Annotated in this window: 8 protein-coding genes; 3 read left to right on the top strand and 5 right to left on the bottom strand. The window is 64.3% G+C overall.

Annotated elements, in window-relative coordinates:
• From FFS27_RS25610 to cobA, 3 genes are all read left to right on the top strand, one after another.
• Positions 1 to 195: Rieske 2Fe-2S domain-containing protein (locus FFS27_RS25610; RefSeq protein ID WP_137952284.1), on the top strand; the 195-nt coding region annotated here is incomplete at its 5' end.
• A gap of 26 nt (positions 196 to 221) precedes the next feature.
• Positions 222 to 2,948 (top strand): nitrate reductase, encoded by a 2,727-nt coding sequence (locus FFS27_RS25605; protein WP_021264601.1) that lies wholly within the window; start codon positions 222 to 224, stop codon positions 2,946 to 2,948.
• An 11-nt stretch (positions 2,949 to 2,959) separates the two neighbouring features.
• Positions 2,960 to 3,697 (top strand): uroporphyrinogen-III C-methyltransferase, encoded by a 738-nt coding sequence (cobA, locus tag FFS27_RS25600; protein ID WP_003087845.1) that lies wholly within the window; start codon positions 2,960 to 2,962, stop codon positions 3,695 to 3,697.
• Between the two features lie 68 nt (positions 3,698 to 3,765).
• On the opposite strand, the gene oprF is transcribed toward cobA, so the two are convergent.
• The 5 genes from oprF to FFS27_RS25575 all read right to left on the bottom strand — a co-directional run.
• Complete coding sequence (gene oprF, locus FFS27_RS25595; protein WP_003087843.1) at positions 3,766 to 4,818, bottom strand: outer membrane porin OprF; 1,053 nt, start codon at positions 4,816 to 4,818, stop codon at positions 3,766 to 3,768.
• 108 nt (positions 4,819 to 4,926) lie between these two features.
• Positions 4,927 to 5,517, bottom strand: a complete 591-nt coding sequence (gene sigX / locus FFS27_RS25590; RefSeq protein WP_003098059.1) for an RNA polymerase sigma factor SigX — start codon at positions 5,515 to 5,517, stop codon at positions 4,927 to 4,929.
• A 71-nt stretch (positions 5,518 to 5,588) separates the two neighbouring features.
• On the bottom strand, positions 5,589 to 6,413 hold the full coding sequence (locus tag FFS27_RS25585; protein ID WP_003087830.1) for a mechanosensitive ion channel family protein: 825 nt from the start codon (positions 6,411 to 6,413) through the stop codon (positions 5,589 to 5,591).
• 2 nt (positions 6,414 to 6,415) lie between these two features.
• The gene (locus FFS27_RS25580; protein WP_003122844.1) at positions 6,416 to 6,670 is read right to left on the bottom strand and encodes a hypothetical protein; all 255 of its coding nucleotides are present in this window, start codon (positions 6,668 to 6,670) and stop codon (positions 6,416 to 6,418) included.
• A 48-nt stretch (positions 6,671 to 6,718) separates the two neighbouring features.
• Positions 6,719 to 6,906 (bottom strand): CorA family divalent cation transporter (locus tag FFS27_RS25575; RefSeq protein WP_272483175.1); only part of this gene is annotated, 188 nt, incomplete at its 5' end.

Genomic DNA, 6,906 nt, shown 5'->3' with positions numbered 1-6,906 from the left:
CCGCACAAGGGCGGCCCGCTGTCCCAGGGCCTGATCTACGGCAAGCGAGTGGCCTGTCCGTTGCACAACTGGCAGATCGAACTGGAGAGCGGCGAAGCCGTGGCCCCGGACCAGGGCTGCGCCCATCGCCACCCGGTGCGGGTGGAGAACGGACGGGTGCTGCTCGGCCTGGACAGCGTGGCGCTGTGCGCCTGATCTCTCGCCGATAACAGGAGCCGAGCATGTCGACAGATTCCCCGCTGCGCACCACCGCTTCGACCTGCTGCTACTGCGGCGTGGGTTGTGGCGTCCTGATCGAACACGACGGCGAACGCATCCTCGGCGTGCAAGGCGACCCGCGGCACCCGGCCAACTTCGGCAGACTCTGCAGCAAAGGCGCCAGCCTGCACCTGACCGGCGACCTCCAGGCCCGCGCGCTGTACCCCCAACTGCGCCTCGGCAAGCAAATGGCGCGGGCTCGCAGCGACTGGGAGAGTGCCCTGGAACATGCCGCCGGGCGTTTCGCCGAGACCATTCGCGAACACGGGCCGGACAGCGTGGCCTTCTATATCTCCGGCCAGTTGCTGACCGAGGACTACTACGCCTTCAACAAGCTGGCGCGGGCCCTGGTCGGCACCAACAACATCGACAGCAATTCGCGCCTGTGCATGTCCTCGGCGGTGGTCGGCTACAAGCGCAGCCTGGGCGCCGACGCACCGCCCTGCAGCTACGAAGACCTCGACTGCGCCGATTGCGTGCTGATCGCCGGCAGCAACATGGCCTTCGCCCACCCGGTCCTGTTCCGTCGCCTGGAAGCCGCCAAGGCCGCTCGGCCGGAGATGCGCATCGTGGTGATCGACCCGCGGCGCACCGACACCTGCGAGCTGGCCGACCTGCACCTGGCGCTGCTGCCCGGCACCGACGTCGCACTGTTCCACGGCATCCTGCATATCCTGCTCTGGGAGGACTGGATCGACCGTTCGTTCATCGCCGAGCATACCGAAGGTTTCGCCGACCTGAAGGAACTGGTGCGCGACTACACCCCGGCCGCCGTCGCCGACATCTGCGGCATCGACCGCGCCGACCTGCAGCGCTGCGCCGAATGGATCGGCCGTTCGCCGCGCTTCCTTTCGCTCTGGTGCATGGGGCTCAACCAGTCCAGCGCCGGCAGCGCCAAGAACAGCGCACTGATCAACCTGCACCTGGCCACCGGCAAGATCGGCCGCGCCGGATGCGGGCCGTTTTCCCTCACTGGCCAGCCGAACGCCATGGGCGGTCGCGAGACCGGCAGCCTGGCCAACCTGCTACCCGGCCACCGCGAAGCCGCCGATCCCGGCCATCGCGCCGAGGTGGCGCACTACTGGGGCGTGGAACAGTTGCCCACGTCCCCCGGCCTCAGCGCCATCGAGCTGTTCGATGCGGTCCACGACGGCCGGATCAAGGCGCTCTGGATCGCCTGTACCAACCCCGCGCAATCGCTGCCGGACCAGCGCAAGATCCACGAGGCCCTTGCCCGCTGTCCCTTCGTGGTGGTCCAGGAAGCCTTCGCCGGCACGGAAACCTGCCAATACGCCGACCTTTTGCTTCCAGCCGCATCCTGGGGAGAAAAGGAAGGCTCCGTGACCAATTCGGAACGGCGGGTCAGTCATGTCCGTCGGGCCGTTCCGCCCCCCGGGGAAGCACGCCAGGACTGGAACATCGTCTGCGACTTCGCGCGCCGCCTGGAAGGGCACCTGCGGCCCGCTAAACCCGGCCTGTTCGCCTTTGCCGACAGCCGCAGCCTGTTCGACGAATACAAGCTGCTTACCGCCGGCCGCGACCTCGATCTTTCCGGCCTCAGCTACGCACTGCTCGACCGCCTGGGGCCGCAGCAATGGCCATTTCCCACTGGCGCGGAGCAAGGCACCGCACGGCTCTATGCAGACGGCCGCTTCCCTACCGCCTCGGGACGCGCGCAACTGGTCGCCGAACCCTACCGCGCCGCCCAGGAAAAACGTGACGCGCGCTACCCGCTGACCCTCAATACCGGACGCTTGCGCGACCAGTGGCACGGCATGAGCCGGACCGGCACCTGCGCACGCCTGTTCGGCCATGAAGAGGAGGCCCTGGTGCACCTGCATCCCGAGGAACTGCGCCGCCGCCAACTGCAGGACGGGCAGCTCGTGCGCCTGAAGAGCCGGCGTGGCGCCCTGATCCTGCCAGTGAGTGCAGACGACTCGGTGCGCCCCGGCCAGGCCTTCCTGCCGATGCACTGGGGCGATCGCTTCCTCAAGGGCCTGGGCTGCAATGTCCTGACCCTGCCGGCGTTCGACCCCCTGTCGAAACAACCCGAACTCAAGCACGCCGGGGTTCAGGTCGAATCCGTCGAACTGTCCTGGCGCCTGTTCGCGCTGGTGGAAACCGATATCCAAGCGCGTTTCGAGGCCCTCCGTGCGCTGTGCGAAGTCTTCGACCACGCCAGCTTCAGTCTCGCCGGACGCGAGCGCCCCGCCCTGCTGGTCAGCGCCGCACACCATGAGGCACCTGGCGCAGACCTGCTGGAGCGGATAGATCGCCAACTCGAATTGCTCGACGGGCCGATCCTCGCCTACGACGACCCACGGCGCGCCATCGGCAAGCGCGTGCGCCTCGAAGACGGGCGCATCGTCGCCGTCCGGCTCGCCGGCGAAACCCTCGCCCGCGACTGGTTGAAAGAACTCTGGCTTACCGGCCGGGCCGATAGCGAGCTACGCCGCTGGCTGCTCGCCCCACTCGGCGCGGCACCGGGACGACCCAGCCAGGGTGCGGGCGGCAAGACCCTGTGCAGTTGCCAGAACGTCAGCCAGCAAACGGTGCTCGGCGGCATCGCCCGCGGATTGGACCTGGACGGATTGAAGCGCGAGTTCGGCTGCGGCACCGGCTGCGGCTCCTGCGTACCGGAAATCAAGAGACTGCTGGCGGCCCCCCGGCCCATGGCGGCGAATGCCTGAGGAGAACGACGATGAGCGGTAAGGTCTGGCTGGTGGGTGCGGGTCCCGGCGATCCGGAACTGTTGACCCTGAAGGCAGTTCGCGCCCTGCAGGACGCGGATGTGGTGATGGTCGACGATCTGGTCAACCCGAGCATACTGGAGCACTGTCCGTCCGCCCGGCTGGTCCGGGTCGGCAAACGCGGCGGCTGCCGCTCCACACCGCAGGACTTCATCCAGCGCCTGATGCTGCGGCATGCCCGCCAGGGACGCAGCGTGGTGCGCCTGAAAGGCGGCGATCCATGCATCTTCGGCCGCGCCGGCGAAGAAGCCGAATGGCTGGCCCGGCACGGGATAGACAGCGAGATAGTGAACGGCATCACCGCCGGGCTGGCTGGCGCCACTGCCTGCGGCATACCGCTGACCTACCGCGGCATCAGCCGCGGCGTGACCCTGGTGACCGCGCATACCCAGGACGACAGCCCGCTGGCCTGGGAAGCCCTGGCACGCAGCGGTACCACGCTGGTGGTCTACATGGGCGTCGCCCGACTCGCGGAGATCCAGGCCGGGCTGCTGGCTGGAGGCATGGCCGAGGATACGCCGCTGGCGATGATCGAGAACGCCACACTGGGCAACCAGCGCGAATGCCGCAGCAACCTCGGCGAGCTACTGCGGGACGCCGGACGTTTCGCCTTGAAAAGCCCGGCGATCCTGGTGATCGGCGAAGTAACCCGCGACATCGTGTCGCAACCGATTTCCCTGAGCGCCTGACGAGCGGTCTTTTTCCAGGCAAAGAAAAACCCGGCCTGAGCCGGGTTTTTCCTTAGAGGCTCAGCCGATTACTTGGCTTCAGCTTCTACTTCGGCTTCAACGCGACGGTTGATAGCGCGGCCTTCAGCGGTGGCGTTGTCGGCAACCGGGCGGGACTCGCCGTAACCAACAGCGTTCACGCGACCACCTTCTACACCGTACTCGTTGACCAGTACGTCACGAACGGCGTTGGCACGACGCTCGGACAGCTTCTGGTTGTAAGCGTCGGTGCCGACGGAGTCGGTGTGACCTTCAACGGTGGTGGAAGTGGACGGGTACTGCTTCATGAAGTCAGCCAGGTTCTTGATGTCAGCGTAGCTGTTCTCTTTGACCTTGGACTTGTCGAAGTCGAACTTCACGTCCAGCTGTACGCGTACGACTTCGGCGACAGCCGGGCAGCCGTTGGCGTCAACGGTGACGTTGGCCGGGGTATCCGGGCACTTGTCGACGTTGTCGCAAACGCCGTCGTTGTCGGAGTCGGAGCAAACGTCGGCAACCGGTTCCGGAGCCGGAGCGGCTTTCGAACCACCGAAGTTGAAGCCGACGCCCAGGCCAGCCATCCACTCGCCCTGGTGACCGTTGTCACGCTTCTCCAGACCATACTGGCCGTCGAGGCTGGCCTTGGCGAAGAAGTTCTCGGTGAAGTAGTACTTCAGACCAGCGCCGATGTTGGCCATGGTCATCTGCTGACGGCCTTGGCTGTCGCTGTTGATGTTGGTGATGTTCTGGTGAGCCAGACCAGCCGACACGTACGGACGCAGACCTACGCCCGGGGTACCGAAGTGGTAGATGGCGTCCAGAGAGGTCAGGTTGCCGTGGACCTTCTTGTTGCCGGTTTCGTAGGTGCCACGAACGTCATGGTACTCACCGTAGGACAGCGCCAGCTCGACGTCGTCGGTCAGGAAGTAACCGATCGAGCCGCCGTATAGGTCCGCGTTCTTCATGTTGCGAACGCTGTCGGTGAAGTAGCGCTTGCCGAAGGCTTCGATCTCTACCGAGTTCTGGCCCTGGGCAAAGGCGTTCATTGCCGAAGCGGCAACCAGCGAGCCGATGACAACGCCTAAGGTGTTCTTCAGTTTCATCCGTTAAATCCCCATCTTGATGGTCAGTTAGTTGTCCAACAATCAGCCGCACAACTTGGGTGGCAAGTTTATCAGAACTTCCCGCATAGAGAGACAATATTTACCCAACTATGTTTCGGTCGCATCTGAAAACTTTTCGCGCAGGCGGTCCAGTGCCCGCTTGTAGCGCATTTTCGTCGCACTCAGACCCATGTGCATGATATCCGCTATCTCCTGAAACTCCAGTTCCGCGACGAAGCGAAGAACCAGAATCTCCCGATCTATCGGATTGACATGGACGAGCCAACGATCCAATCCGCCCCGCTCCTCAACCTTCGGCGACTTCTCCTCGGAAGCCTCCTCCAGCGGGTCGAGGCTGAGCGCATCCATCAATCGGCGCTTGCGGCGCTCCTTGCGGTACTGCGTGATGCACTCGTTGTACGTGATGCTATATAGCCACGTTTTGAACTTCGACTTGCCCTCAAAGTTCTTCAACCCGTACAAAACTTTCAGCATCACCTCCTGGCACACGTCGTCCGCGTCGCGGTCGTTGCCCAGGTAGCGGGCACAGACGTTGAACAGCGTGCGCTGGTAACGCCGCATCAATTCTTCATAGGCGCGCGTCACGTGGAACAGCTCCGAGTGCGCACGCTCGACCAGCTCTTCATCGGAAAGCTGGCGTGGGTCATACCGCTGTGACAGGGGGTGAGGCTTATTCAAGTGAGATCAGGCCAGTCATATCGTAAGCCGGGCCGCCCTGCAGAGCAGCCACGTCCATTATCTCTCCCGGATCAGCGGCTGGTAACTCGCTGATCGAGCAGTAGACGGTTGGCCAGCGACACAAGCTCTCCCTCTTCCGTCAGCAGGATGGTCTTGACCGTACCTATCTCTTCAATAGTGCCTTCAACGTCACCCACTTTCACCTGTTGTCCGACCTGATACAGCTCGCGGACGTAGATTCCTGCAATGATCTGCCCGGCGACCTCGCGGCTGCCCAGGCCCAGGGCCAGCGCAGCGGCCAGGCCGACGGTGATCAGGACGATGGCGATGATGTAGTTGAGCAGGTCGGTCTTGACCTCGAGCTGCCCCACCGCCACCGAGATGCTGATGATGATGACCAGCCACTGGGCGATCCGCCCCAGGCCGTTCGCGTATTCGAGGCCGACGCCGTCCGCCGCGCCGCGCACGACGCTGTTCACCAGTTGCGCCAGGAGCACGCCGACGATCAGCACCAGGGCCGCGCCGAACACCTTGGGCAGGTACAGGGCGAGGACGTCCAGCGTGGCGGATACCCGCTGCAGGCCGAGCGACTCGGCGGCGGATACGAGGAAGACGAGCAGCACGAACCAGTAGACGATCTTGCCGACCAGCGTCGAGACCGGAACCTGGATGCCGACCCGGGCCAGCAGCTTGGTCAGGCCGGTGCCACCCATCAGCCGGTCCAGGCCCAGCTTGGCCAGCAGCTTGGAAAGCAGCGCATCGAGCAGCTTGGCGATGACGAAGCCGAGCAGAACGACCACCAGGGCGCCGAGCAGGTTGGGAATGAAGCCTGCCAGCTTGCCCCACAGGGTGTTCATCGCGGTCAGCAAGCTCTGGGTCCAGATATCGAATTGCATGTTCACTCAGCCTTGTCAGCAGAAGATGCGTTTTTCGCGGAAATACGGGAAACCGGCGCCAGATGCGGCGAACCGTTGTTGATGCCGATCATCAGCGCCTGCAGCCAGTGCCCCATGAGGCTGAACAGGTCACCGGCGCCAACCTGGCGATTGGCGGTCTTCAGCACCCGTCCCAGACGCGCGTCGTCGTCCGGCTGGGGAGCCGAAGCCTTGAGCAGGTCCCGCAGGGACTCTTCGAACGGATCGTGCATGCACACCTCATGTCTGTACGAGGGAGTGACGCCCTCTCCTCACCCCAGGTCACGTCAGAGCCAGCGCAGCCGACGAAATACCCACCACTGGAAGGTGACGACCCCGCCGATCAGCAGGCAGGCCAGCCAGAACCCATGCGGTGCATCCGCCCCCGGAATGCCGCCGACATTGATTCCCAGCAGGCCGGTGACGAAGCTCATCGGCAGGAAAAAGCCGGTGATTATACCAAGGAGATACATGG

It is taken from the genome of Pseudomonas sp. 2VD (assembly GCF_005503585.1).
GTDB lineage: Bacteria > Pseudomonadota > Gammaproteobacteria > Pseudomonadales > Pseudomonadaceae > Pseudomonas > Pseudomonas aeruginosa.
The sequence above is the reverse complement of the archived record's forward strand: the minus strand, read 5'-3'. Positions and strand labels throughout refer to the sequence as shown.

Bases quoted from the DNA above. Each gene is read 5' to 3' on its own strand.
- oprF (WP_003087843.1), bottom strand. From the start codon at position 4,818: ATGAAACTGAAGAACACCTTAGGCGTTGTCATCGGCTCGCTGGTTGCC.
- FFS27_RS25585 (WP_003087830.1), bottom strand. From the start codon at position 6,413: ATGCAATTCGATATCTGGACCCAGAGCTTGCTGACCGCGATGAACACC.
- cobA (WP_003087845.1), top strand. From the start codon at position 2,960: ATGAGCGGTAAGGTCTGGCTGGTGGGTGCGGGTCCCGGCGATCCGGAA.
- FFS27_RS25605 (WP_021264601.1), top strand. From the start codon at position 222: ATGTCGACAGATTCCCCGCTGCGCACCACCGCTTCGACCTGCTGCTAC.